Origin of the sequence: Halobacteriovorax sp. GFR8 (assembly GCF_050955245.1) — a bacterium.
Classification (GTDB): Bacteria; Bdellovibrionota; Bacteriovoracia; order Bacteriovoracales; family Bacteriovoracaceae; genus Halobacteriovorax_A.
In genome coordinates this window covers 646814-669186 of record NZ_JBPBLR010000002.1, presented here as the reverse complement: position 1 = coordinate 669186, position 22373 = coordinate 646814, and the positions used below count along the sequence as shown (strand labels likewise).

Annotated in this window: 26 protein-coding genes; 12 read left to right on the top strand and 14 right to left on the bottom strand. The window is 37.5% G+C overall.

The features are described 5' to 3' along the window. The first annotated feature begins 130 nt into the window (after window positions 1-130). Window positions 131-1141, top strand: coding sequence for a phosphatase PAP2 family protein (locus tag ACRXC1_RS03730; protein ID WP_433656591.1), 1011 nt, complete (start codon window positions 131-133; stop codon window positions 1139-1141). A gap of 34 nt (window positions 1142-1175) precedes the next feature. On the opposite strand, the gene ACRXC1_RS03725 is transcribed toward ACRXC1_RS03730, so the two are convergent. From ACRXC1_RS03725 to ACRXC1_RS03715, 3 genes are read right to left on the bottom strand one after another with little or no spacing between them, the layout of a single operon-like run. Further along, window positions 1176-2306, bottom strand: a complete 1131-nt coding sequence (locus tag ACRXC1_RS03725) for an endonuclease/exonuclease/phosphatase family protein (RefSeq protein ID WP_433656589.1) — start codon at window positions 2304-2306, stop codon at window positions 1176-1178. A 32-nt stretch (window positions 2307-2338) separates the two neighbouring features. Next, window positions 2339-2812, bottom strand: coding sequence for a thioredoxin-dependent thiol peroxidase (gene bcp, locus ACRXC1_RS03720; RefSeq protein WP_393061984.1), 474 nt, complete (start codon window positions 2810-2812; stop codon window positions 2339-2341). 26 nt (window positions 2813-2838) lie between these two features. Beyond that, entirely contained in the window at window positions 2839-3558 is a 720-nt protein-coding gene (locus tag ACRXC1_RS03715) for an MBL fold metallo-hydrolase (protein WP_393098808.1), read from the bottom strand. Between the two features lie 71 nt (window positions 3559-3629). On the opposite strand from ACRXC1_RS03715, the gene ACRXC1_RS03710 reads away from it, so the two are divergent. Both ACRXC1_RS03710 and ACRXC1_RS03705 read left to right on the top strand, forming a co-directional pair. After that, window positions 3630-4886 (top strand): M48 family metallopeptidase, encoded by a 1257-nt coding sequence (locus ACRXC1_RS03710; protein ID WP_433656586.1) that lies wholly within the window; start codon window positions 3630-3632, stop codon window positions 4884-4886. A gap of 181 nt (window positions 4887-5067) precedes the next feature. Further along, complete coding sequence (locus ACRXC1_RS03705) at window positions 5068-5256, top strand: hypothetical protein (protein WP_433656584.1); 189 nt, start codon at window positions 5068-5070, stop codon at window positions 5254-5256. Between the two features lie 8 nt (window positions 5257-5264). On the opposite strand, the gene ACRXC1_RS03700 is transcribed toward ACRXC1_RS03705, so the two are convergent. Continuing rightward, entirely contained in the window at window positions 5265-5738 is a 474-nt protein-coding gene (locus ACRXC1_RS03700; RefSeq protein WP_433656582.1) for a hypothetical protein, read from the bottom strand. A gap of 414 nt (window positions 5739-6152) precedes the next feature. On the opposite strand from ACRXC1_RS03700, the gene ACRXC1_RS03695 reads away from it, so the two are divergent. Beyond that, on the top strand, window positions 6153-6818 hold the full coding sequence (locus ACRXC1_RS03695) for a type 1 glutamine amidotransferase (RefSeq protein WP_433656580.1): 666 nt from the start codon (window positions 6153-6155) through the stop codon (window positions 6816-6818). Here the strand turns inward: ACRXC1_RS03695 and ACRXC1_RS03690 are convergent. After that, a complete protein-coding gene (locus ACRXC1_RS03690; protein ID WP_433656578.1) occupies window positions 6815-7666 on the bottom strand; it encodes an alpha/beta fold hydrolase in 852 nt (283 codons plus the stop codon). The genes ACRXC1_RS03695 and ACRXC1_RS03690 overlap by 4 nt on opposite strands. A gap of 63 nt (window positions 7667-7729) precedes the next feature. Here ACRXC1_RS03690 and ACRXC1_RS03685 point away from each other — a divergent pair, with 63 nt between their 5' ends. Then, window positions 7730-8098 (top strand): hypothetical protein, encoded by a 369-nt coding sequence (locus tag ACRXC1_RS03685; RefSeq protein WP_433656576.1) that lies wholly within the window; start codon window positions 7730-7732, stop codon window positions 8096-8098. Here the strand turns inward: ACRXC1_RS03685 and ACRXC1_RS03680 are convergent. Genes ACRXC1_RS03680 through nth form a run of 3 tightly spaced genes read right to left on the bottom strand, consistent with a single transcriptional unit; the run spans window position 8075 to window position 10207 of the window. Beyond that, window positions 8075-8854, bottom strand: coding sequence for a DUF2797 domain-containing protein (locus ACRXC1_RS03680; RefSeq protein ID WP_433656574.1), 780 nt, complete (start codon window positions 8852-8854; stop codon window positions 8075-8077). The genes ACRXC1_RS03685 and ACRXC1_RS03680 overlap by 24 nt on opposite strands. Window positions 8855-8882: 28 nt before the next feature. After that, a complete protein-coding gene (locus ACRXC1_RS03675) occupies window positions 8883-9560 on the bottom strand; it encodes an alpha/beta hydrolase (protein ID WP_392911414.1) in 678 nt (225 codons plus the stop codon). Further along, complete coding sequence (nth, locus tag ACRXC1_RS03670) at window positions 9557-10207, bottom strand: endonuclease III (protein WP_392911412.1); 651 nt, start codon at window positions 10205-10207, stop codon at window positions 9557-9559. Before nth ends, ACRXC1_RS03675 begins: the two co-directional genes overlap by 4 nt. A gap of 69 nt (window positions 10208-10276) precedes the next feature. Here nth and yidD point away from each other — a divergent pair, with 69 nt between their 5' ends. Then, window positions 10277-10516 (top strand): membrane protein insertion efficiency factor YidD, encoded by a 240-nt coding sequence (gene yidD, locus ACRXC1_RS03665; RefSeq protein WP_392911410.1) that lies wholly within the window; start codon window positions 10277-10279, stop codon window positions 10514-10516. Then, window positions 10513-11859: a D-alanyl-D-alanine carboxypeptidase gene (locus ACRXC1_RS03660; RefSeq protein WP_433656571.1), complete on the top strand. Its 1347-nt coding sequence runs from the start codon at window positions 10513-10515 to the stop codon at window positions 11857-11859. Before yidD ends, ACRXC1_RS03660 begins: the two co-directional genes overlap by 4 nt. Here the strand turns inward: ACRXC1_RS03660 and ACRXC1_RS03655 are convergent. The 4 genes from ACRXC1_RS03655 to priA all read right to left on the bottom strand — a co-directional run bounded on the left by ACRXC1_RS03655 (window position 11856) and on the right by priA (window position 16774). After that, on the bottom strand, window positions 11856-12587 hold the full coding sequence (locus tag ACRXC1_RS03655) for a substrate-binding periplasmic protein (RefSeq protein ID WP_433656569.1): 732 nt from the start codon (window positions 12585-12587) through the stop codon (window positions 11856-11858). The genes ACRXC1_RS03660 and ACRXC1_RS03655 overlap by 4 nt on opposite strands. Further along, on the bottom strand, window positions 12571-14037 hold the full coding sequence (locus ACRXC1_RS03650) for a sensor histidine kinase (RefSeq protein ID WP_392911405.1): 1467 nt from the start codon (window positions 14035-14037) through the stop codon (window positions 12571-12573). The genes ACRXC1_RS03655 and ACRXC1_RS03650 overlap by 17 nt, the downstream gene beginning before the upstream one ends. Before the next feature lie 103 nt (window positions 14038-14140). Next, on the bottom strand, window positions 14141-14734 hold the full coding sequence (locus ACRXC1_RS03645) for a LysE family translocator (RefSeq protein ID WP_393062004.1): 594 nt from the start codon (window positions 14732-14734) through the stop codon (window positions 14141-14143). Between the two features lie 3 nt (window positions 14735-14737). Beyond that, on the bottom strand, window positions 14738-16774 hold the full coding sequence (gene priA, locus ACRXC1_RS03640) for a replication restart helicase PriA (protein ID WP_433656566.1): 2037 nt from the start codon (window positions 16772-16774) through the stop codon (window positions 14738-14740). Between the two features lie 57 nt (window positions 16775-16831). On the opposite strand from priA, the gene lgt reads away from it, so the two are divergent. Next, window positions 16832-17611 carry a prolipoprotein diacylglyceryl transferase gene (lgt, locus tag ACRXC1_RS03635; protein ID WP_433656564.1) on the top strand — a complete coding sequence of 260 codons (780 nt, stop codon included), beginning with the start codon at window positions 16832-16834 and terminating at the stop codon, window positions 17609-17611. Between the two features lie 2 nt (window positions 17612-17613). Here lgt and ACRXC1_RS03630 read toward each other — a convergent pair whose 3' ends face one another. Continuing rightward, the gene (locus ACRXC1_RS03630) at window positions 17614-18114 is read right to left on the bottom strand and encodes a hypothetical protein (RefSeq protein WP_392911395.1); all 501 of its coding nucleotides are present in this window, start codon (window positions 18112-18114) and stop codon (window positions 17614-17616) included. A 99-nt stretch (window positions 18115-18213) separates the two neighbouring features. After that, window positions 18214-19674 (bottom strand): cysteine--tRNA ligase, encoded by a 1461-nt coding sequence (gene cysS, locus ACRXC1_RS03625; RefSeq protein WP_433656561.1) that lies wholly within the window; start codon window positions 19672-19674, stop codon window positions 18214-18216. Between the two features lie 55 nt (window positions 19675-19729). Here cysS and ACRXC1_RS03620 point away from each other — a divergent pair, with 55 nt between their 5' ends. The 4 genes from ACRXC1_RS03620 (at window position 19730) to ACRXC1_RS03605 (ending at window position 22372) form a co-directional block, all read left to right on the top strand. Next, entirely contained in the window at window positions 19730-21055 is a 1326-nt protein-coding gene (locus tag ACRXC1_RS03620) for a dihydroorotase (protein WP_433656559.1), read from the top strand. A gap of 1 nt (window position 21056) precedes the next feature. After that, window positions 21057-21470 (top strand): PH domain-containing protein, encoded by a 414-nt coding sequence (locus tag ACRXC1_RS03615; RefSeq protein ID WP_433656557.1) that lies wholly within the window; start codon window positions 21057-21059, stop codon window positions 21468-21470. A 69-nt stretch (window positions 21471-21539) separates the two neighbouring features. Further along, complete coding sequence (locus tag ACRXC1_RS03610; protein WP_433656555.1) at window positions 21540-21956, top strand: MerR family DNA-binding protein; 417 nt, start codon at window positions 21540-21542, stop codon at window positions 21954-21956. Beyond that, a complete protein-coding gene (locus ACRXC1_RS03605; RefSeq protein ID WP_433656553.1) occupies window positions 21956-22372 on the top strand; it encodes an arsenate reductase ArsC in 417 nt (138 codons plus the stop codon). Before ACRXC1_RS03610 ends, ACRXC1_RS03605 begins: the two co-directional genes overlap by 1 nt. Window position 22373: the final 1 nt, after the last annotated feature.

Sequence of the window (22373 nt, the reverse complement as noted above, 5' to 3'; positions counted from 1 at the left end):
TTGAGGAAATATATTACCGCCATCTAACTGTCTAAAATTTGTAACCCCTGTGTAAATACAACAAAATCAATCTAGCCACTTACCTATCAAGATATAATGGCACAAATCATATTTTATTTAGGGAGAAATTATGAGAGGAACTAGGTTTCTAAAAATATTGGCATGCCTTGTATTCATTTTAAATGCGCAAGCAGAATGCCTTGTCGAAGACTTCTTAAGAGATGGTTACTGTCCAGGTATGGGTAAAGATAGTGCCTTTCAACCTCGCTACGAAGAAGATGGGATTATCAATAGATATGGTGAATACACTTTTGCACCAAGCTATCAAACCTTACCAATTGGTTTAACAAATTCAGAGTTAGTAACTATTGGTGCGGCAGCTGGTACGGCAATTCTTCTATTTAATAATGATGAGCAATTAAAACAATTCGCACAAGAGCATAGAACTGAGATTTCTGAAGAGATATCATATTGGGGAGAAAAAGCAGGTAGCCAAGTTATCGGCCTATCAGCTGCAGGATATGTTCTCGGAGTTGTTATGGATAATAACGAAATCAAACGTGTTGCTAAAGTTGCACTTAAAGCTACTGCAATTTCAGGAATTATCACAAGAGCTGGTAAAATGACTTTTAGTCGAACAAGACCAAATAAGACAGATGATCACCAAGAATTTTCTGGATTCAACTGGGATAATGATAATGTTTCATTTCCTTCTGGACACACAACAACGGCATTTGCTTTTGCAACGGTAATCGCAGAACACTATAAAGATAAATCAACAATCATTCCTGTACTAGCTTATACAGCAGCAGCAATTGGTGGTTGGTCAAGAGTACACGATAATGCTCACTGGGCCAGTGATGTTGCGATAGGAGCACTTGTTGGTCACTTAACAGGAAGACTATTCTATGCTGATGAATTCAATACAAATCGCAATGAGAAATGGGATATGTCAATTCATCCAGTTTTCACTCCAGACTATGTAGGGTTTCACTTTGAGTTCCGTGGTAAAAAGAGAAAGGATGATTCAGCAAAGAGATTTAATGAAAAGTGTATGAAGTTCTACGAGGAAAATCCACCATTAGAGGATCCAACAAGACTTTGTTTTAGACATTATTTAAATGCAGTATATGAAGATTAAAAAAATAAAGGCCCTTTTAAAGGGCCTTTTTCTTTTAGTAATTTAATTCGAAAACAAGTGGAAAGTGATCCGAGTATCCGGCCTTAGCTTTCTTAGTCGCTAAATGATCATAACGATTTGGAGCTGTTTGAACTTTCTTCGTTTCAACTTTAAATCCACGATCTCTCATCTCTTCCATATCTTCATCAAAAACACTTTGTGGTTGTGGTTGACGAATAAAATCTGGAGCATAGATCTGATAAGACTTTAAATCAATTCTAACCGGGTGTTTCTCACCTAACATGACTCTTGGAACAAAAACACGGTCTAGGTGGTTCCACTGAGAGTTTCTTGCATAGTAGTAAGTCCCAGGAGGCATTGTTTTAACTTTCTTTGAATTAGACTTCTCAGAACGAAATACTTTTTCAACATCCACAATTGTTCCATCTTTTAATAGAACATCTCTCATAGGATGCTTATTTCCTGACTTCTTTAACTCAGGAATAGTATTGAAGTCACCTACTGCAAGAACTGAAGCCTTCGCATTCTTCTTCATAATCTCATCAATTCTAGTTTTTAAAGTTGTTGCAGCTGTTACTCTTGCCTCGTCAGGGTTTCCTAAACTTGGCCAGTGATTAGCAAAAACATAAAGGTCATTCTTCCCTAGTTTGAATTGCACTTCAAAGATATTACGAGAAGGCCTCTTTTTTAGATAATCACTTTTAAGAACATGCTCTTTCTTTGAAACATATTTAAAATCTTTTGTTTCATTAAAAAGTACTGCAAGATCAACTCCACGGTAATCTGGTGAATTTGAAGTATAAAATTTCTTATAACCCAGAACTTTTGCAAGTTGACCGATGACATTTTCATTTTCAATTTCAGAAACAACTAATAAGTCAGGAAGCTTCTTTCTTTCTTTTAAAACAACATCCTTAATCTGAGATAGTTTTAAATTTAGTTTCTCTTGAGTCCAGTCGGCCGAGAAACACTCGTCACGACGATACTTTGAAGAAACTTTCTTACAAGCTTCTTTCTTTCCCTTAGTGTTCTTTGGAAGGTAAGCCCAATCGTTCTTTCCTTCATCTTTTTGTGTGTCGAATAGGTTTTCAACGTTATAAGACATCACTTCAAGTGTTGCTGCATAAGTTGTTGAAAATAGTAAAAATAAAATTAGGGCCTTCATAAACTTCCTCAGCTAATTAATTAAAGAAAGGACTATAGATTTTCTTTAATCCAGTTCAGTACGTCATCATGGTGTGACTTAGTTTTCACCTTATCCATTACATATTTCAGACGACCGTCTTTGCCAATAATAAAAGTCGTTCTGATAACACCCATGTATTCTTTACCCATGAATTTCTTAAGTCCCCAAACTCCATACTTATCCATAATCTTGTGCTCAGGATCTGATAGAAGGTCAAAGTTTAACTTTTGTTTATCGATGAATTTAACAAGACGTGCTGGCTCGTCAGGAGATACTCCTAAAACCACTGTATCGGCTTTAGCAAACTCCTTTTTATAGTCACGAATACCACAGGCTTGAGTTGTACACCCAGGTGTCATGGCCTTAGGATAGAAGTAAAGAACAACGTTCTTGTCACCTTTGAAATCCTTTAGGCTTACTTTTTGTTCGTCTTGGTTAAGCATTGTAAATGCTGGCGCCATATTTCCTACTTTTGGAAAACTCATATCAACTCCTTTAAATGTTTTTTTATTTACCAGTTGTCTCGTTTATGTCTTAAGTCTTTAATTCTTTCTTTATCATTCGTCATCAAGAAGAGATTAACTCTCCTCTCTGTTTCAAAATTGGTTTGAAATCCGATGCTTCCTTCTGATTCCACACGCTCGAGCAACTGTTTTGCTGCTTCATTATCCGGATCATTGGCCAAGGTGAAATTTAAATTATTCTTTATATAGTCATGTCCCGGCCAGAGAATGACCTGATCCTCGACTCTTTCATTTAAGGCAAGAATCGTGTCAACGAATACTTCAAGATTTCCGCCGTTCTTACAGTTACCAATCCCTGCATTAAAGATCGTATCCATCGTGATAATTTCAACTTGCTTGCCAGATTCAAAAAATAGAAAGCACAAGTGATCCATCGTATGACCTGGGGTCTCAATGACTTCGAGTTCTCCTAAAGAAGTTGGAATCTTTTCTCCGTCAACAAGAATGCGATCAACACTTTTAAAGCTGTCTTTATGCCCCCAGACTTGAGCACCATGTTCTTTAACCAAGGCCTCAACTCCGGCCACATGATCATAATGACCGTGTGATAGCAGGACCACGGCCAGTTGGCGTTCATTAGCGGCCAACCACTCATTGATTAATTCAGGGTAGATAGGATCAACCACAGCAACTTCAGCATTGCCCATTTCGACAATATAGTTATAGTTGCGTAAAGGTGAATCGGTATAAATTTGATGAACATTCATAGGCAAATACCTTTTTTTTTGACATGATATAAAGGTCATAACAAATATAGAAGTTAAAAAAAAGGAAGCACATGGTCAATCTTACGATGGCATCAAAAGTATTTATTTCTGTCCTTTGTATTAAGGGACTTGTTGAAGCATATCTAGATAAGAGAAATATTAAGCATATTGGAAAGAACTTTAATAAAGTTCCAGAAGAGTTCGCAGATAAAATCACTCTTGAGGACCACCAAAAAGCTGCTCGCTATACGATGGAGAAGCTTAACAAGGGCCAACTTTTCAACTTTATCGGCTATATCATTCTTGTGGTTTGGACACTTGGTGGTGGACTAGATGCCCTAAATAAGTCAATTCTAGCTCTAGAGCTATCTCCACTTTTTACAGGAACTTTCTTTATCCTGGCCTTTAGCTTTATTAACTCAATCCTAAGCCTGCCAGAATCTCTTTATACAACTTTTGTTATTGAAGAGAAGTACGGGTTTAACAAAACAACTTTTAAAACTTTTGTTACAGATATGATCAAGGGATCACTTCTTGGGCTTATAATTGGTACTCCACTAATTTACGGAATCCTTTGGATCATGGAATCTCTTGGACAATATTGGTGGGCCTACGCTTGGGCATTCCTAAGCGCATTCCAACTACTTTTAATGTGGATCTACCCTACTTTTATTGCTCCAATCTTCAACAAGTTTACGGAGCTTGAGGAAGGCGAAGTGAAGGATCGTATTCTCGAGCTTTTAAAGCGAGTTGAGTTTGAAAGTAAGGGACTATTCGTGATGGACGCTTCACGTAGAAGTGGTCACGGAAACGCTTACTTCACTGGATTTGGAAAAAATAAGCGCATTGTCTTCTTTGATACTCTAATTAACACTCTAAGCGCGTCAGAAGTAGAAGCCGTTCTTGCTCACGAATTAGGCCATTTCAAGCGTAAGCATATTCTTAAGATGATGATCAAGGCCTTTGTTTTTAGCTTTATCGGCCTATTTATTCTAGGACAGCTGATGCAAACATCATGGTTCTTTGAGATGCATGGAGTGCATACGACACAGACTTATATGGCATTAACACTCTTCCTACTCGTTAGCGGAATTTATACTTTCTTTATTACACCTATCTCATCATGGGCATCGAGAAAGTACGAATTTGAGGCCGATGAGTTCGCTTCAATTCACTCGGACCCTCAAGAGCTAATCAATGCACTTGTGAAGATGTACAAGGATAATGCGAGTACGCTAACTCCAGATCCAATTTATAGCTCTTTCTACCACTCTCACCCACCAGCACTAACGAGAGTGAAGTTCTTAGAAACATTTATTAAGAAATAACAAATATTCAGGGTAAGTTTGGCACCGTCCAACCTTACCCTGCTTTCCCAGAAGCCAATCTCCTGTAAGAATCTCGTCTCAATCTTACATGTTTAAAAAAATTACAACCCCCGAGCGATTCTCTTTGTCTAAGGCCCAAATCCTTTCTATTCTAAGCATAATTATATACGTGAGGGAATTTATGAAACTTGTACTAGCAATGGCCGTTATCGCATGTCTTGGATTTAGCATGAATGTATCTGCAACAGAGATCCTTAAAAGTATCCCAGTTGAAGATCAAGGTCCTGAAAAAGACGAAAAAGAGTCAAAGAAAGATAAAGACTCTAAGAAACCAAAAGAAGATAAGCTACTTCAAATAGCTAGTCGCTAATTCTCGATTTATTTTACAGATCTGGCCTTCTCGAGAATCTTTTCAATATTAGAGAAGTCTTTTACGACTTTCCTCATTTGAAGAAGATACTTCTTTGATTGTGGGCTTTGTTTGTGAATAGCGTGAATATATTTATTCAGCTCGCCCTCAAGTAGCCTGGCCTCAGATACAAAAAGGGCGATTAACTTCACCTGTGCTTCAAGCACATCCACTTCAGTCGAACTCTTTGCAAGATTTAGAATTTGAGTATGAGTAATATCACCAACTGGCTTTGCTGCAAGATCAAGATTATTCAAACTACCAGTATTCTCCTCAGAACTTTCTCCCAACTTTGATAAATCAACATCCTTAATTTGTTTAGTAATTGAGAACTCTAAAACATTAGATGGATTTTCATCATTAGGACCAGAAACCTTTGGCGCATCGACGCAAGCTGCTGGCTTTTCAATATTGTCTTGATCTAATTTCTTGGCAGTTGACAAGATATCCCCCCGAATTAATCTTAATTTATTTATCGGTAAATTCTTGCCTTAACTTTAACCTGTTTTTAGTTAGATTTTATATAAAATTAGACTTTTAACCTAGGTCAACAAAGAGTTTTTCTTTTAGATTCTTTGTAAAATTGAAAGGTATTGAATTCACATTTGGTGCTGACGAACTCTTAATAACTTAGAAATTTTCAAAATTTTTCTCTGATTTTGATCTTTTGAACTTAGAAAGTACTGATTGTTAAAACCTTTAATTAAAAAGTGCCAATATCTTGTGGAAGTTTGACACTGTCAAAACTCACTAAGTACTATTTCTTTTTACGACAAAGTTCTTTTAGCTTTTTAACAAATTTGTTAGATTAGGCATTCTCAAATTGACACTATTTCGACCATATTTTAAGGAACCTCATGAAGAAGCCTATTGCAATAATCGACTGCGCAATTTCGAAACCATCATATAACTGCATGAATCAAATGATTCAAAATTTTAATATTCCTACGACCTATCACTGGGTATCTCAATTTGGATGCAGTTCACTCGATAAAATTGAAGAGGCCAGCGGCTATATTATTTTCGGTTCAGACTCAAATGTTTATCAAAGACTTGAGTGGCAAGTTGATCTAGCAAAACGTATGAAAGAAAAATTAGAAAAAAATATTCCAGTCATGGGTATCTGCTTTGGCCATCAGCTTATTGCCGATATTTTTGGCTCAAAGGTTGATATGGTGAAACCTGATAACCAACTTTTTGAAGGAACAAGAAAAACAAAAGTTCTTACTGACAAATTTGGTTTCAAAAAAGACGAACAATTCAGTCTCTTCATCACTCACCACTATGAAGTCAAGGAGCTGCCAAAAGGCTTTATTCATCTTGCAACATCAGACGATTGTTTTCTGGATGGAATTGCTCATGAGTCACTTCCATTCTTTAGCTTTCAAGGACACCCTGAAGCATCTCAAGACTTTGTCGAAGGCCATATTGAAATGACTCTATCGGAGCAAGAATTAAAGGCCGGTTATGAAGGTGGCCGTAAAGTCATAAAGAACTTTATCGACTATGTTCAAGCTCGCTAAAAAATTAATTTTTTAACGAGATCCCTAAGATAATTAAAATAAGGAGTACGATACTTTTCAATTTCTTGATATTGTTCGTGTCGTGCACCTTCTATTTTTGTTACAGTAAAACTCGTGTCAACTTCTGCCAAGTACTTTTCAAGCTCAGGTACACTAATTAACTTATCAGCTGTTCCATAAGAAATATACTTTTCAACCTTATCATTGATAGGCTTTGAAAAAACTCTCTTACTACAAGCAACCATTTCCAGCAGGAGTTTTGTGTGAAGCTTTTGAAGATTAAAAGGATCATTTTTAAATTCCTCAACCACCTTATTTTGATGAGAAAGAGTATTTAAATCCACGAGTCCACCTAGTGGTATCGACATCTTAATCGAGGCCAACTTATTAAAAAAGTGACCCTTGATCTTATTAACGGCAACGGCAAATGGGCCACCAACACCAACAGGTGGAGCATTGACGATAATTGCTCTTGGGTAAGAGCCTTCTTTTAGATTATTTTGTGTAAAGCCACATGTAATCAGGGCGCCCATTGAGTGCCCATAGAGAATATAATCTTCCATTTTATAATTCTCTCTTAAATGCTTAAGACAATCTTCAAGGTCTAGCATATATTGCTCAAATGGGTCGATATAAGCTTTCTCACCACCGCTTCGTCCATGGCCACGTAGATCATATTGAAAGACATTAACATCAAAGCCAAAAATCTCTTGTAGGTATTTATGTCGACCTAAATGCTCACCTATTCCATGAGTCGCTATTAGCCAGTACTTTGCCCCGTGCTCAACCACTTCAGTGTATAGCTTTACACCATCACGCATAGGGATCGCTCTCTTAATTGGCTCCATATTTTACCCTTTGATTAATTTTTATTTAGCTTTTATAATTATACTTAAATTTAAGGAAAAGTAATGTTTTGTCCAAAGTGTTTAAGTAATAGTCTACATCTAAAAGAAAAAGGCGTCATTCATATATTAGTAAATGGACGCCAAAAAGATACTGGTCGCTTTCTTTACAACTTAGAAAGACGTCCTGAGATCACTCAAAATATTTCTAATAAAATTCTTGAACACTTTAAGTGGATCGCAAGTTTCCAAAATACGAAACCAGTTGAACACGTGAATATCATCACTTCTGATGCAAAATGCGATAATGGTTGCGCAATTCCTTTAGCTCAAAAGTTTTCACTACTCGATCATCTTATTTCAACTAGAGAAGTTAAGAATATGGTTCAAATACATGCAAAAGAATGTGGATTAGACGTCGAGCTCGACATTTAAAAAGTAACCACCATGCTTTCTCATATTCACGCATCCCATATCTAAAATTAAATACTGACCTTTAATTCCCATTAAAGTCCCCTCAATAACAGGGCTCTTATCAAAACCAATTGACTTAACTTTCGTAGGATATTCAAGCACAGGGTATTCAATATGAGTAACTTCTTCTTCAATATCATCAAGGCCAAAGCTATCAATAATGTCCGCAAAATCATCATAAATTTGATCTCGAATCATTTCGAGGTCTTCGTCTGCGACTTCATTCATGAGCATCTTTCGCCAATTAGTCTTATCAGAGAATGCCTTAGCAATCTCAACTTCAATCTCACCAGAAGTCTTGCGATCGGGAACTTCTAAAATCGGAAGCGCATATGAAGCTCCCTGATCTATCCAACGAGTAGGAATTTGAGTGTGTCTCGTTATCCCCACTTTCACATGACTAGAGACCGCAAGATACACATAGTGTGGAATCATGCAATTCTCTTCTCCCCACTTCGGCTCGCGACAAGTCCCTTTGTGGTAGTGACAAAGCTCTGGCTTTACAATACAAGTGTCACATTGAGCAAGAGTGATCATTTCCTTATATGAGTATCCTTGAGAATAGGACTTCTTTATTAACTCTCCTGAATAAATTGAATTAATCTGACCATCAAAACTTAGCTTGATTTTCTTTCCTAAAAGATCATTCATATAAAGTAGCTCATCACCTAAAGGTAAGTGATAATGTGCTAAACCATCTTCAAGAGATGTTTTCATTTTGCGTATATTTCCGCTTAACATAATTTTATTTCTCCAAGAATGTTTTTAACTTTTGAATCACAGGCATTGGAATTTCATGGCCACCTTGAAATGGATGAAACTCATATTCATCAACCTTTTCAAGATAAGTCTTAAGTTTCTCGCTCAAGAAAAATGGCAGAATTGGGTCTGCACTTCCATGGGATTGAAAAATTGGAATATGCCTAATATGCTTCGTATTCTCCGCGATATGCCCTTCATCAAAAAGAGTTGATGATAAAAGAAATAAGCGTTTAATTAATTCCGGTTCTTTATAAGCAATCGCAAGACTCATCATTGATCCTTGAGAAAATCCACCAAGGTACACTTCATCACTATTCTTTTTAATTTCCTTAATTAGATGAATAAGGCGATCACGCATATCTTCAATTCCATCAGGAACACTTTGTGAGAAGAAGTCTTCGATACGACCTTCCATTGATGCCTGCTGTAGCCCTACCATGTCAATCGGAAACCATGCACTTCCCTTCATTCCCATACCGATATCAACTTTCATTGGCCCATCGACAAAGTACCAATTAAATTCATCCTTAGGATCAAGGTATTGATATAAAGGAGCTAAATCTTGAAAGCTTGCTCCATATCCATGGAGAACAATAATAGATTTTTTAGTGCTCCCCTCTTGTAGTAAAATATCGAAGTCATTAATTCGTGTAACTCTCATTTTTTTGTCTCAACTTTTGATTTACGGTTCGGATAAACATGGCGACAGATTGGACATTCAAGACCAAAACATGACCTCGCCTTACAATACTCACGCCCATAGAAGATAATTTGCAAGTGAAGTTTATTCCAAAGATCTCTTGGAAATAGCTTCTTACAGTCGGCCTCTGTCTGATCGACATTCTTTCCCTTAGTTAGGCCCCAACGCTGAGCAAGTCTATGAATATGAGTATCGACTGGAAATGCTGGAACATCGAAAGCTTGGGCCATAACAACTGAAGCTGTTTTGTGACCAACTCCTGGAAGCTTTTCAAGCTCCTCAAAGCTTGCTGGAACTTCTCCCTCATGTTCATTAACGAGAATGCGAGAAAGGTCATAAATGGCCTTCGACTTTCTAGGAGAAAGCCCACAAGGCTTAATGATTTCCTTGATCTCTTCTTGTGTTAATTTCATCATGTCACGTGCGTTGTCGGCCTTTGCAAAAAGCGCTGGCGTTACTTGATTAACTCGTTCATCGGTACACTGCGCTGACAAAAGCACAGCAATAAGTAATGTGAACTCATTCGTATGATCTAGCGGCGTTGGAGTTTCTGGATAAAGCTCCTCAAGCGCCTCAACAATATAGTTTGCTCTTTCTTGTTTTAACATCTTCTTTCCTATTAATTTGAACCACAAAAATTTAGCAAATTATCCATGAAAATGCTAAAATAACGCGTAATGAGATACGTTTTCATCAAATTAATCCGCTTTTACCAACTGGCAATCTCCCCATTTCTCGGGTCTAATTGTCGCTATACGCCAACATGTTCCCAATATGGCATCGAGGCCTTTAGTAAATTGCCTTTTCACGTTGCCTTTTGGAGAACGACAAAACGCATTCTAAGCTGTCACCCATGGGCCAAGGGCGGCCATGATCCCGTAACTCCAGACTGTAGTCATAAGGATGGACATAAATGAAGTACTTGGTTTTATTTTTATTTTCACTGGCAGCTCTTGCTACAACTTCAATTGATAAATTAAAGAAAGAATTTTTAGATAAAGGTGATGAATTAAGCTATTTTTTAGAATGGGATAGTGGCAAATCAAGATCCCTAGATACAAAGAGTACATTTATTCCCGCATCTATTTTCAAGATTTTCTCGGCCTACTATATCTTGGATAAGTTAGGGACTGACTATCGATTTAAAACGACGATCGCCACACGTGGGCATATCTCAAATGGTATTCTCAAAGGTGACCTGATCCTAAGTACTTCGGGTGATCCTTACTTTCTTACCGCCCAAGCATTTGATCTTGTGGATGCCGTAAAGGCCGCCGGTATAAAAAAAGTAGAGGGAAAACTCGTTATCATCAATAACTTTGTCAACTTAAGTCGCATTGGCAACGTTGGCCTTGATGATCAGCCTTATAATCAAAGTATCTCAGGTCTTAATATAAACTTTAACCGCTTCAAATCTATTGGCCGCGATAATAAAGAAATTTTTCCTATTCACGATGGCTTCAATGTAAATAGAGCGACTAAAAAGCTTGGTCCAGGAGAAGGCTTTCGCCACCTTAACAATAGTAAAAAAGAAGAATGGGTCTATTCAAAAACAGACAGCTACTTCCTAGAAGTTCCTTTAAGAAACTCACTACTCTTTAATGCTCACTACTTCAACAACCACCTAAAGACGGCCGGAATAGAAACGAGTGGTATTACTTTTGAAAAGAAGTTTACTAAGTCAAAAATTTTAAATTCAATCTACTCTGTTCCATCTTTGGATATGGTAAAACTTTCTCTCGAGTACTCAAATAATCTCTTTATCGAAACCTTAGTTTTAAAAGCAACAAACAAAGATAACCTGAAAGATGCTGCCCAAAAAATGGTTAAAGATTTAAAGCTACCTGTGAAGGGAGACATCACAAATAGCTCCGGCCTAAGCGTTGACATTGAAATGCAAGCACAGGACATCGTGAAATTTATCAATAAAAATGCCTATAAGAAATTTGGTAATCACTACTTTATTAACCTACTTTCAATTACTGGTCACAGTGGCTCTCTTCACCGTAAGTATTTAACAAAAGCTGGTTTTGAAAAGTATCGTTACAAAACAGGAAGTCTTGATTACGTCTATAATATTTGTGGAAGAAGCTTTGAAGCTGATCCCGTAACATTTTGTATTATGATTAATAATCCCAAAAAACGAAAGCTGCTTATGGGAGAAAACTCCCTAAAGAATGAACAACTCCGTCAAGATGCTAAAGCGTGGAGACGTTCTAAGGAGCGCTTTAGCGAGTTGTTAATGTATGAGTTAAATTAAAATTTGAATAGTTTACGACAACAAGGCCTATCTTTTATTTGTCTTAAAAGACTCATCATCATATCTTTTGAAATATGCGAGGACTTCGTCATAATAACCCGATGATCGTATACTTGGTCATAATGTTCAGAGATAATAAGCTTATTTTTAAGTTCGCTATTTTTGTCAAAGAAGAGATCTAAATAAGACTCCGTTACAATGGCAATATCACCCCTACCTTTAAGAATACTGAGAATATTTCCCTCGTGAGAGTTAGTATAAACGATCTTAGCATTAAAGTTTTTATCAACTTCATAATCGAGGAAGCCGTAGTGGTAGCCATCAAATAATAGAATCATTTTCTTCTTTAGTTGCTTTAGGTAGTTTTGATTTCTATCTTTCTTCAATGCGATAAACTTTTCACCACCGAATGAAAAAGGAGGAGTCATGACATAATTAATCTGACGTTCACTCCAGCCCCACTTAGGGCTTTCAAAGAAAATCAAATCAAAACGATTTGATATAAAGTCACGGTAACGACGTCTTGCAGATGTTTCGATAATTTTAAAATGGTACTTTTTTTGAACTTTATTAAGTTCGTCAATCATCTCTAGTAAAACCCCACTTTTTTCACCATGTTTTTTTATGTAAAAAGGTGGAAAATGATAGGCTCCGACGAGAATATCCTTTGCAGCAAAAATTGAAATTGAAAATGAGAAGGCGATCAGAACCTTAGTGAATATGTTCACTCATACCTCCACTATATTTCGGTAGTGAGATAATGAATTTTGTATTCTCTGCTTTTGGATCATACTTTAAATAACCGTCGTTATTTAACATCATTTCATACGACAAGCTTAAGCCAAGACCTGTCCCTTTATTAACATCTTTTGTCGTATAAAATGGCTCCATAATACGACTTTCAATACGAGGGTCAATCCCTTTTCCACTATCGATGACTTCAATATAAAGATTTTCAAAGTCTTGTTTAATGACAACATTTATATGGCGTTCTTCAAGGTCTTCAATTGCATCAATTGAATTATTGATTAAGTTAACAAGGACCTGACTAATCTGCGTCTTGTTTGCATAAATAAGGTTTCCTTGAGAACTCTTGTCATAATGAAAACTAAGACCAATTTCTTTTTCGGTCAAACGACCTTTACAAATCGCTAAGACAATTGACTCAAGTTCCTCACATCGAATAACTGTTTTTAAGTCTTTTTGTCCATCACGTGACATCGTCGACATACTTTTTACAATTTCAGTGATTCGATCTGCAGCGACTTCAACTTTTTCAAGAATATACTCGCATTTCTCACCACTCACACATTTCTTCAGACGATTAAGATTACCCAAGATAACAAATAAAGGATTATTAATTTCATGAGCAATTCCTGCTGCCATTTGTCCTAAGGCCGCAAGTCTTTCAGACTCATGACTTCTTTCTCTTTGTTCATATAACTCTTGAGTGCGTTTACTAACAGTAGCTTCAAGCTCCACATTGTATTGCTTTAATTTCTCATCTCTTAGAATAATTTCTTTTAGGGTTTTATTTAAAGTTTTTGCAAAGAAAGATAGTTCATTTAAAGCAAATTTTTCACGAATTGGTCGAAAGTCTCCACTTGCAATGAGGCTCGTTCGATTAACAAAGTGCTTAAGTGGGCTAAAGAATAAGTAATAGTATGCAATTGAAGTAACAATTAAAGATAAAACTAAACCAGAGGCAAACCACAACCCAATCATTTTCATGATATTGTGGACATAAATTGCATTTAAACGATTAGAAAAAATAATCTCAACATTCCCAATATTCTTCCCTTCATATGAAACATCGAAGTTTTCGATAATAATTTCAGGATTAACATACTTAGGAGCAGGGGCCTCAACAAGAGAGATATGGCTAAGAAGATTATCACTCTCATCTTTTACTGTAATTGATCTTACGGTTTGATCACTTGAGTTTACAAAAACATTAGAAATTTTTTGTATATACTCTTTATTTAAGTTCCAAATAGGAAGCTTAAGTGAGTCTACGATTTGTCTTGAAATGATTTCTCGATCATTTTCAAAACGCACCTTTTCTTGATTATTATGGATGTGATAAGCAGCAATCCCTAAGACAAAGAAGCTTAAAGTAAGTACTACCCCCATAACAGTCGGAATAATAAATGAAAAGCGAGCTGGTGTTTTGTCCATGCTCTATATCTACTTGCGTTATTTAGATTTAGCAAGCAGTTTGTAAATAGAAATAGTTTTTAAAGAATGAGTCCAAACTAATGACAACAGTAATATCAAGAACTTACAGAGATGTCGATATCATCCACAGCCCTACTGCAACGAGTAAGAAGCTGAAGAAGTACTGCGCCTTCTTTCCACCAAGGACATGTGCCAAGCGATTGCCCATAAAGAACCACAGTAAATGAGCGCTAGCTCCGCCAAAAAATAGGACAGCACTAAAAAGAGTAAGAAAGAGTTTACCTTCATTTAAAAATGGTGAGTAAACACTAATTGTGAAAACTAAGAACTTCGGATTGAGGGCCTGAAAAATTGCTCCCTCCAAAAATGAGGGGCCTTTCGAGCTTTCTTCTTCGCTATTAACCTTTACTTCCTTTACATTCGTAAGACTCTTGTAGGCCATATAGAATAAGTATAAAGCTCCAAAGATTGGTAAGTATGTCATGATCTTCTCATGCTTCATGATGAAATCAGTCGCACCATAAAGACAGATCAAAAGACCAGAGATTGTCGAAAGCCAAAGCCCAAGAATAAAAGGTAGCGTTTTCTTAAAGCTATAAGTTCCACCAAGTCCGGCCAAGGTTACATTCGCAGGCCCTGGAGAATAACAAAGTGGTGCAACGATAAAAAAGAAACTAGTTAATATCTTTGTAATCATAAATTAAGTATCCATTGGATCGACATCGATCTTTAAAGAGAAGGAATAGTCGATCTTATTTTGGGCGCGAAAAATCTGCAAGACTCGATTTAAATCTCCCCCATTCTTACACATTAGAGACATGCTCCACGTGAACATATTCGCACGTCTTTCAATCATGGCAGGAGTTGGGCCCCAGACCTGGCCATCGATACCAAGCTGATCCATGAGGCCACGTAGCTTATGGATTTCACTTGAGAGATTCGCAATAATCTTATCACGATCTCTACCCGAAACATGAATATTGGCCATCTTAGTATAAGGAGGAAAAAGACCGAATTCTCGAGTCGTTAACTCGAACTCATAAAAGCCAGAAAAGCTATGTGACTTGATAAAATCAAACATCGTGTTATCAGGAAGCATCGTTTGAATTGCTACCTTAGCGTGATTTGAATAGCGTCCCGCTCGTCCTAGAATTTGTACAATCATCTGATAAGCTTTTTCCATGGCCCTAAAGTCAGGAAAGTTTAGCATTGAATCTGTTCCCAAGATTAGAACCAGATTTACCTTCTTAAAGTTGTGACCTTTAGAGAGCATCTGGGTCCCGACAAAGATATCGATCTCACCTTTGTGAAAACGCTCAAGTTTATCCTCTAGCTTATCAAGGTTTGTGATCTCATCGCGATCAAATCTTTCAATTTTATTAGTCGGGAAAAAGTCTTGTAAGACTTCTTGTAGTCTTTCTGTTCCAAAGCCTTTTTGAAGAAGATTCATATTTCCACACTCAGGACAAATCTCTGGTCGCGGGATTTGATAATCTGAATGAGAACTCGAAAGAATATTTTTATTTTTAAAATATCTTAGAGGCACACCTGTATTTGGGTCTTCAAATTTATAACCACAGCTACGGCATTGAAGATAATTAGAAAAGCCGAGACGGTTTACAAAAACGAGTACTTGCTCTTTTCTATCCAGAGCTTCACTAATCATATCAATTGACTTCTTTTCAAAAGGCCAAATTGATAGAGCATCCATATCTTTCTTCGCTCCGTGTGATCGCGAATCCAGTAATTCAATATCAGGAAAGCCACCGGCAACCCTCTTTTCAAGCGAGAAGTAATTCTCTGGCTTAAGTTTTGAGAAAGTATAGTAGTTTTCAAGCGAAGGCGTTGCACTTCCAAGAACAACTGGAGCGTTAAAGAGCTGTGCTTTCTTAATGGCCACATCACGCCCATTGTATGGGCAACGATCTGTTTGCTTAAATGAACTATCGTGTTCTTCATCAACAATAACAAGACCTAGGTTTTCAACAGGTAGGAAAACACTTGAGCGCACTCCCATTAAGAGTACTGGGCGATCTGATTTTTTTAAGAACTTCCAAATAGCATTCTTGTGAGAAGGCGTTACTCCAGAATGGTAAGGAAGAATTGGACAGTCTAAATATTTTTTAAACGTCTCCATAAACTGAGGCGTTAAATTAATTTCAGGGAGCAAAAAGAGAACACTCTTTCCTTTCTTTAATACATTCTTAATCAAGTGAAGATAGATTAAAGTTTTACCAGAGCCAGTCACACCATGAACGAGAAAGCGATCAAAGCCAAGATCAAGTTTTGCATTGATACTTTCATAAATAGGTTTTTGGAGTGGTGATAGTTCATGCTCAAAGTCTTGGTTATCTCCAAATTGAGTTTCAACTTCACGCGGGCGTTTTAAAATCTTAGGTAAGCAATCCCAGGTCAATCGCCCTAGATTATAGTGATAGTAGCGAGACATCCAATCATAGAGTTTCATTTCACTCTCTGATAAAGCAAATTCAGGAGCTAGCACTTCATTAATTGGTCTTAACTTGTACTTAGTTATTGTCTCTTCTAATTCCTTTTGCGTGATCGTAAAAGGCACAACAACACCCTTGGCCTTTCTTCGGCCGAGAGGAACTTCCACAAGGGTACCAACAGGAATTTCCTCACCTAGTGTCTTGTAAGTAAGAACACTTGGAAGTTTTGGATAATCAACCGCGACTTGGCAATAATGTTGAGCGTTTAGTGTGTTAACGTCTTGCATAAGAATTAAAAATAAAAAGTAAGTGTAAAACCTACACTAACATCATACAATAAGTATATGATTACATGGAATGTTGATCCAGAAATTTTTAGAATCGGACCAATTGCTGTTCGTTATTACTCACTAATGTTTATCGTTGGTTTCTTTATTGGTGAGCGCTATTGTCGTCGCTACCTAATCAAAGAAAAAGACTTTACAACAGACGAAGTTAGCTCACTTTTAAATTATATGATCGTTGGCTGTGTTGTAGGTGCACGCCTTGGACACTGTCTCTTTTATGAGCCAGGTTATTACTTAAGTAATCCACTTGAAATTCTCTATGTATGGAAAGGTGGACTAGCAAGCCACGGTGGCTTTCTTGGTGTTATTGTTTCAATTTATGCCTTCAAGAAAAGAGTTAAAGATGTTCCTCTCATGTGGCTTCTTGATCTCGTTGCGGCCCCGGCCCTTATGACAGGAGGCTTTATTAGACTTGGAAATCTTATGAATTCTGAGATCTTTGGTCACCCAACAAATCTTCCATGGGCCTTTAAATTTGTTCGTGCCGATAATATCCCTCGCCACCCTACTCAGCTCTATGAAGCACTTGGTTTCTTTGCCATTTCAGGACTTGTTTACTACCTCTATTCAAAATTTCACAATAAATGGCAATCTGGACGCTTCCTAGGAATTATCTTTATTGGAGGATTTTCTTGGCGCTTCTTTGTCGAATTCTTCAAAGAAAATCAAGTGGCATTTGAGCAAGGTATGGCCCTTAATATGGGACAAATCTTAAGCATACCACTTGTTATTGTTGGGATTATCTTAGTTCTTTATAAGCCTGTTAAAAAAGCTTAAGCTTACTTGCAATATGATAGGTCTAAATCATTCAAGTTCTTATAGATACTTGGACTAAATGCCTTATCCCAAAGATCTTGACCGGCCATTTTATCAAGGGCCATATCTGTTAGCTTTAAATTCTTATTATAAGAAAATGAATTAGCAAGAGCACCAAATAGAGAACCACCCTGCCCTTCGACAGCGTTTCCATAGCAATTCATATCATCTTTAATATAGTCGTAGATGTCGATCATACGTTCTTTACCCATACTATCTGCTGAGTAATACTTAAGCTCTCCGCCTTCAATCACTGTGAACTTCTCAATTAAACGATCAACCATTTCTTGCGAAAGCTCTTTACATAGTCTCTTCTTTTTACTTTTTGAACCATTTACGTGAAGCTCAGCAATGACTTCATTTGAGGCCTTAACAAAGCAGTCCACAAATTGCTTAGAGTTAATTTGGGCCATCGAGCTTGATGACAGAAGTACTAAAGCTGTTGAAATTACTAGATTTTTCATGAAAATCTCTCCTCGTGTCAATTGCGTATATAAATAAAATTACCACAAGGAGAGAATATAAAGGTCTTTTAAGAAACAATTACAATTGGTGTTCGGCCATTAGACACGAACTGACCACGTCACTTCATCACCGCTTTCTTGGAAGTCAATTCCTAGAGCGTTTAATTCGTCACGTGCCGCATCCGCTGCATCCCAATCTTTAGCAGCGCGAGCATCAGCACGCTTTGCCAGAAGTTCATTAACTTTTTCAAGGGCAATTCCCTTTCTTCTCACTTGAACCTCTTTGATCTCAGATAAGAATTGTTCAGGGTCCATGGCAAAAAGAGCGCTCATCTTTCCATACTTTGCAATCCATTCAGTGAATGCAATTGCCGTTGGAGCAGAGTTTACGTCCTTTGCTTTCTTTTCAAGATTTAATGTATTGAATGTTTTAACTGCTTCATAAATCGCAGACATCATCTCACTTGTATTAAAGTCGTCATTACATGCTTTCTCAATCTTGGCATCTAGACGCTTAAGGTCTTCAGCAAGTTTCTTATTAACTTTTGCACTATCATTTGTTTCAAACTGTGCTGCATGCTTTGCCACTTGAAGTGCGCGGTAAACACGAATGGCACCACCAAAGGCTTGATCAATTTTTTCATCTGTTACATCAAGCATTGAACGGTAGTGAGTTGAAAGCATAATATACTTTAAAATCTCTGGGTGATACTCATCCATAAATGCACGAGCTGTGATGATATTCCCAAGGGACTTACTCATCTTCTCTCCACTCATATTGATGAAGTTATTATGCATCCAGTAATTTACGTATTTACATGAATTACATCCAACACCTTGAGCAATTTCGTTTTCATGGTGAGGGAAAATTAAATCAATACCACCACCGTGAATATCAATTGACTTACCTAAGATCGACTTAATCATAGCAGAACACTCGATGTGCCACCCTGGACGACCTTTCCCCCATGGAGAATCCCATGATGGTTCTCCTGGTTTAGCAGGCTTCCAAAGAACAAAGTCCTTCGGGTCGTGCTTTCTTTGGTCAACATCAACTCGTTCACCAGCATTTAATTCATCAAGATTTACTCCCGATAACTCTCCATATGAATCAAGCTTTGTTGTTTCGTAGAAAACTTCTCCGTCAACTACATAGGCCATACCATTATCGATAATGCCTTGAACGTATTCAATAATCTCAGGAATAAAGTCTGTTACTTTTGGGTTATGTGTATGAGGACGAAGGCCTAAACGACCAAAGTCTTCTTGAAAATACTTGATATAACGTTCAGAAATTTCAAGTGAATCAACACCCTCTTCATTGGCCTTATTAATGATCTTATCATCAACATCAGTATAGTTATAAACGAAGTTCACATCATAACCGATATGCTCCATCCAATTTCTTGCGAAGTTAAAAAAGATAGGCCCACGAAAGTTTCCAATATGTAGCGGTCCGTAAACAGTAGGTCCACAAAGATAAAGCTTAACCTTACCTTCCTCTAATGGCGTAAAAGTTTCTTTCTTCTTTGTTAAAGTATTGTAAACTACTAGTGACACTATCAACTCCTCTATTTTTTATGCAGATAGAATAACCGAAAAAGGGAAAACTGTCATGGAATTCGACCTAATCATCAAAAACGGCACTCTACACTCATCACAAAAAAGCTGGCAAGAAGATATCGGATTAAAAGACGGGAAGATAGTTAAATTAGCTAAATTTAGCGAGGATGAGCTCGAAAATGCAGCGAGAGTTATTGACGCACAGGGACTCGATATTCTTCCAGGCTTAATCGACTCTCAAGTCCACTTTCGCGAACCTGGCCTCACTCACAAGGAAGATATCGCTCACGGCTCAAAGGCCGCAGTACTGGGCGGAATTTGTACTTTCTTTGAGATGCCAAATACAAAGCCAGCAACAACTAGTGTTGAGGCAACACAAGTAAAGGTCGATATAGCCAAAGAGACTTCATATGCAAACTTTGGCTTCTTCATTGGAGCAAGTGGCAAGAACCTTGATGAACTTGTGAAGTCCCAAGATATGGTTGGTTGCTCTGGTGTTAAGATCTTTCTAGGAAGCTCAACGGGCGATCTTCTTTTATATGATACAGATAAATTAGTTGAGATCTTTAAGACTTTAAACTGTCATATTTCAGTTCACTCAGAAAGTGAGGAAAGACTTCATGCCAATGTTGCCATTAGAGACAATGCCAACGGAGACGTTCACGCACATTATAAGTGGCGAGATGCTCAGACGGCCCTTGAATCAACAAAGATGATTATCGAGGTGGCAAAAAAAGCTGGGCGCAAGGTTCATATCCTTCACCTGACAACAAAAGATGAAATCGAATTTTTAAAAGATCAAAAAGAGCATTGTACAATTGAGGTGACACCTCAGCACCTAACTCTCTTTGCTCCAGATATCTATGACAAGATTGGAACTCTTGCTCAGATGAATCCACCTATCCGCACTAAAGATCACACCGATGGACTTTGGGAAGGTTTAAAAGCTGGTGTGATTGATGTCTTTGGAAGTGATCATGCTCCTCACACTCTTGAAGAAAAAGATCAGCCTTACCCAGCATCTCCTTCGGGAATGCCTGGAGTGCAAACAATGCTGCCAGTAATGCTAACTCACGTAGAGGCCGGCCGCTTAAGTCTTTCTGATATCGTGACTTACCTAGCAGAAAACCCTGCAAAGCTTTTCAAGCTTAACAAAGGCTTTATTAAGGAAGGCATGGATGGTGATCTGACAATCCTAGATATGAATAAGAGATTCACAATCAAAAATGAAGACCAAGCTTCTAAAGTGGGCTGGACACCTTTTGATGGAATGGAAGTTCAAGGAACACCGACTTATACAATTGTTAGCGGACAGGTTGCCATGGATCACGGAAAGGCCATAAAGGTAAAGGCCCTACCGATTGTGCGCGGGAAGTAGAATGCGTTATCGAAGTAAGCTCGACTTTTTGACCTCACTCATTCTCCTGTTACCAGTGATCAGTTCAATTTTTCGTCTTATTTCAGTCTATATTGTTAGCCTAACTATCCACATGGGCTCGCTATACTTTATCTTATTATACATGAGCATTCTCGTCTTTTTATACCTAAGTATTTTCTATGAAATCAAAGATGATGAATTGATTATCTCAAATCTATTCTTGAAGTCTCATATTCCAATTTCAAGCATAAAAAAAATTACAAAGACTAGAACATTCATGTCAGCACCGGCACTTTCACTTGATCGCATCAAGATCGAATGCCACAAGATCTCTTACGTAATTTCACCAGTAAATCGCGCACAATTTATCTCTCAGCTCCAAAAGATCAATTCACAAATAAAGATCAATCTCTAAAATCAAATCTTAACAAATTATCACTACCGCCTTGACTCCGTACCATGGTACAGAGTGTATATTATGAAAATGAATGAAACACTTACCATTGGAAAACTCGCAGAGGCTTCAGGAGTCAATCTTGAAACCATTCGCTTTTATGAGCGAAAAGGAATTCTTATTCAACCCAAAAAGAGCGGCGCTTTCAGGCACTACCCTAGTGAATACATCACACGGATAAAATTCATCAAAAGGTCACAGGAGCTAGGCTTCACACTCAGTGAAACAAAAGAGCTACTTGATCTAAGAATTAAGAATCACGCCAAGTGCAGCGATGTTCTTTCTAAGACCGAAACAAAAATTAAAGAAATAAATGAAAAGATCAAAGACCTCAAGAAAATGAAAAAGTCGTTAGAGGGCCTAGCAAATTGCTGTGTGGATGACAACCAGCCTCTAAGTGACTGTCCTATTCTCGATTGCTTTTTAACAAATAAGGGTAAGAATTAATGAAAAAAAATATTCTCTTTCTGTGTACAGGAAATTCCTGTCGATCTCAAATGGCCGAAGGCTGGGGCAAGGCGCTTAAAGGCGATAAGTACAATTTCTATTCGGCCGGTACAAAGAAGCATGGGCTCAATCCTTATGCCATCGAAGTGATGAAAGAAGTAGGCGTCGATATTTCAAATCATGAATCAAATACGACGGACGAAATTGAGGCAAAAATCGACATTGTCATTACTGTTTGTTCCGATGCCAATGAGAATTGTCCATACTTTCCCGGTGGCAAGATCATTCACATTGGTTTTGATGATCCCCCTCGCCTCACAAAGGAGATGACTGACACAGAAGAGATTCTTCAAGTCTATCGCCGAGTACGTGATGAAATTAAAGAAACAATTTTAACTTTAGAAGAGAGAATATAAG

Excerpts from the sequence above, each read along its gene's own strand:
- ACRXC1_RS03730 (WP_433656591.1), top strand. The coding sequence starts at position 131 with ATGAGAGGAACTAGGTTTCTAAAAATATTGGCATGCCTTGTATTCATT.
- ACRXC1_RS03725 (WP_433656589.1), bottom strand. The coding sequence starts at position 2,306 with ATGAAGGCCCTAATTTTATTTTTACTATTTTCAACAACTTATGCAGCA.
- bcp (WP_393061984.1), bottom strand. The coding sequence starts at position 2,812 with ATGAGTTTTCCAAAAGTAGGAAATATGGCGCCAGCATTTACAATGCTT.
- ACRXC1_RS03715 (WP_393098808.1), bottom strand. The coding sequence starts at position 3,558 with ATGAATGTTCATCAAATTTATACCGATTCACCTTTACGCAACTATAAC.
- ACRXC1_RS03710 (WP_433656586.1), top strand. The coding sequence starts at position 3,630 with ATGGTCAATCTTACGATGGCATCAAAAGTATTTATTTCTGTCCTTTGT.
- ACRXC1_RS03705 (WP_433656584.1), top strand. The coding sequence starts at position 5,068 with ATGAAACTTGTACTAGCAATGGCCGTTATCGCATGTCTTGGATTTAGC.
- ACRXC1_RS03695 (WP_433656580.1), top strand. The coding sequence starts at position 6,153 with ATGAAGAAGCCTATTGCAATAATCGACTGCGCAATTTCGAAACCATCA.
- ACRXC1_RS03690 (WP_433656578.1), bottom strand. The coding sequence starts at position 7,666 with ATGGAGCCAATTAAGAGAGCGATCCCTATGCGTGATGGTGTAAAGCTA.
- ACRXC1_RS03685 (WP_433656576.1), top strand. The coding sequence starts at position 7,730 with ATGTTTTGTCCAAAGTGTTTAAGTAATAGTCTACATCTAAAAGAAAAA.
- ACRXC1_RS03680 (WP_433656574.1), bottom strand. The coding sequence starts at position 8,854 with ATGAAAACATCTCTTGAAGATGGTTTAGCACATTATCACTTACCTTTA.
- ACRXC1_RS03675 (WP_392911414.1), bottom strand. The coding sequence starts at position 9,560 with ATGAGAGTTACACGAATTAATGACTTCGATATTTTACTACAAGAGGGG.
- nth (WP_392911412.1), bottom strand. The coding sequence starts at position 10,207 with ATGTTAAAACAAGAAAGAGCAAACTATATTGTTGAGGCGCTTGAGGAG.
- yidD (WP_392911410.1), top strand. The coding sequence starts at position 10,277 with ATGAGATACGTTTTCATCAAATTAATCCGCTTTTACCAACTGGCAATC.
- ACRXC1_RS03660 (WP_433656571.1), top strand. The coding sequence starts at position 10,513 with ATGAAGTACTTGGTTTTATTTTTATTTTCACTGGCAGCTCTTGCTACA.
- ACRXC1_RS03650 (WP_392911405.1), bottom strand. The coding sequence starts at position 14,037 with ATGGACAAAACACCAGCTCGCTTTTCATTTATTATTCCGACTGTTATG.
- ACRXC1_RS03645 (WP_393062004.1), bottom strand. The coding sequence starts at position 14,734 with ATGATTACAAAGATATTAACTAGTTTCTTTTTTATCGTTGCACCACTT.
- priA (WP_433656566.1), bottom strand. The coding sequence starts at position 16,774 with ATGCAAGACGTTAACACACTAAACGCTCAACATTATTGCCAAGTCGCG.
- lgt (WP_433656564.1), top strand. The coding sequence starts at position 16,832 with ATGATTACATGGAATGTTGATCCAGAAATTTTTAGAATCGGACCAATT.
- ACRXC1_RS03630 (WP_392911395.1), bottom strand. The coding sequence starts at position 18,114 with ATGAAAAATCTAGTAATTTCAACAGCTTTAGTACTTCTGTCATCAAGC.
- ACRXC1_RS03620 (WP_433656559.1), top strand. The coding sequence starts at position 19,730 with ATGGAATTCGACCTAATCATCAAAAACGGCACTCTACACTCATCACAA.
- ACRXC1_RS03615 (WP_433656557.1), top strand. The coding sequence starts at position 21,057 with ATGCGTTATCGAAGTAAGCTCGACTTTTTGACCTCACTCATTCTCCTG.
- ACRXC1_RS03610 (WP_433656555.1), top strand. The coding sequence starts at position 21,540 with ATGAATGAAACACTTACCATTGGAAAACTCGCAGAGGCTTCAGGAGTC.
- ACRXC1_RS03605 (WP_433656553.1), top strand. The coding sequence starts at position 21,956 with ATGAAAAAAAATATTCTCTTTCTGTGTACAGGAAATTCCTGTCGATCT.